Source organism: Sphingomonas sp. (genome assembly GCF_019749955.1).
Classification (GTDB): domain Bacteria; phylum Pseudomonadota; class Alphaproteobacteria; order Sphingomonadales; family Sphingomonadaceae; genus Sphingomonas.
In genome coordinates this window covers 1-1,898 of record NZ_JAIEPC010000085.1, presented here as the reverse complement: position 1 = coordinate 1,898, position 1,898 = coordinate 1, and the positions used below count along the sequence as shown (strand labels likewise).

General features: G+C 63.1%; 2 protein-coding genes and 1 pseudogene. All 3 read right to left on the bottom strand.

From position 1 onward, the window contains the following. A pseudogene (locus K2W81_RS14150) lies at window positions 1–338 on the bottom strand (50S ribosomal protein L3); the annotation flags it as partial. A gap of 278 nt (window positions 339–616) precedes the next feature. Next, window positions 617–925, bottom strand: a complete 309-nt coding sequence (gene rpsJ / locus K2W81_RS14145; protein ID WP_007406109.1) for a 30S ribosomal protein S10 — start codon at window positions 923–925, stop codon at window positions 617–619. A gap of 133 nt (window positions 926–1,058) precedes the next feature. Continuing rightward, window positions 1,059–1,898: elongation factor Tu (locus K2W81_RS14140; RefSeq protein ID WP_294105445.1), on the bottom strand; the 840-nt coding region annotated here is incomplete at its 5' end.

The window sequence follows — 1,898 nt, the reverse complement described above, 5'->3', positions numbered from 1 at the left end:
TAGCCCTGGACGTCGACATATTGGCCGGGAATGAAATGGTCGGCGCCGATTTCGGCACCCACGTCGAGCAGCGCGTCTTCCGACACGCGGAACTCGGCGAGCTTCGCCTTGGGCTCGACTTCGGCCTTGCCGAAGTGGCCACGCTGCGGCTTGGCGACATTCTTCGCCTTGGCTGTGCCCGCGCCGAGCTGGACCGCAACATAGCCGTCACGGTCGGTCTCGCGGCGCGCGACGACCTGCAGCTTTTCAAGCTGGAGGACAGTGACCGGCACATGCCGACCATCGTCCTGGAAAAAGCGGGTCATCCCCATCTTTTTAGCGATAACGCCGGTGCGCATCACCAGACTCCTTCAATACAGAGGCCCGCCCCGGACAATCCCGCGGCGGGCATATCAGCCCATAAATCGATGCGAGCCCCGTCCCGGGCTGGTGCCCGGTTGCCCGGGCGTGACGGGGGACGCGGCCCGGGCAAGCCCGGCGGTATCCCTTATGTGTGGAGCCAGTGGCTCTCAGCCTTGTTGCGCTCTTGCGTCCTTCGAACCGGCAGTGCCGGAGGCCAGGAACCCCGAAATACAGGGAAGCGCGAATCCTTGTGTCCCGTTAGGGAGCGGCGCCATTACGCCAGCTTGATCTCTACGTCAACGCCTGCCGCGAGATCGAGCTTCATCAGCGCGTCGACCGTCTGCGGGGTCGGCTGCACGATGTCGAGCATGCGCTTGTAGGTGCGCACTTCGAACTGCTCACGCGACTTCTTGTCGATGTGCGGGCCACGGTTGACCGTGAACTTCTCGATGCGGGTGGGCAACGGGATGGGACCACGGATGAGCGCGCCGGTGCGGCGGGCGGTGTCGGCGATGTCGCCGGTCGCCTGATCGAGCACGCGATGATCAAACGCCTTCAGGCGAATGCGGATATTGCTGTCCATAAGACGAACCTTGGTCCCTACCGATGCGAAAGAGCGAATGAGTCAGCCATAAAGGCCGACCCAAAAATGACGCGTTACATAAATAGCAACCGCCCGACTCCCTCGCGGGAATCGGGCGGTAGCGCAGGCTATATTACTTCGAGATCGCGCTGACAATCCCCGAGCCAACGGTACGACCGCCTTCGCGGATCGTGAAGCGCTGGCCGACGTCCATGGCGATCGGTGCGATCAGCTTGACGCCGAGCGCGATGTTGTCGCCGGGCATGACCATCTCGGTGCCTTCAGGCAGTTCGACGGTGCCGGTCACGTCCGTGGTGCGGAAGTAGAACTGCGGGCGATAGTTGGCGAAGAACGGCGTGTGACGGCCACCCTCTTCCTTCGACAGCACATAGACTTCCGACTGGAAATCGGTGTGCGGCTTGATCGAGCCGGGCTTGCAGAGCACCTGGCCACGCTCGACTTCGTCGCGCGCAACGCCGCGGATCAGCGCGCCGATGTTGTCGCCAGCCTGGCCCTGATCGAGCAGCTTGCGGAACATTTCCACGCCGGTGACCGTGGTCTTGCGGACCGCAGGCTGGATGCCGACGATTTCGACTTCTTCGCCGACCTTCACAATGCCGGTTTCGACGCGACCGGTGACGACCGTGCCGCGACCCGAGATCGAGAACACGTCTTCGATCGGCATCATGAACGGCTTGTCGAGCGGACGCTCGGGCTGCGGCAGGAAGGTGTCGACCGCTTCCATCAGGCGGAGCACGGCGTCATGGCCGATTTCGGGGTTGGTGCCGTTGAGCGCGCACACTGCCGAACCCTGGATGACCGGGATGTTGTCGCCGTCGAAGTCGTATGACGACAGCAGCTCGCGGATTTCCAGCTCGACCAGCTCGAGGATTTCGGCGTCGTCGACCAGATCGACCTTGTTCATGAACACGACCATCGTCGGCACGCCGACCTGGCGCGCGAGCAGGATGTG

Coding starts and splice junctions, on each gene's coding strand:
- rpsJ (WP_007406109.1), bottom strand. CDS start 925: ATGGACAGCAATATCCGCATTCGCCTGAAGGCGTTTGATCATCGCGTG.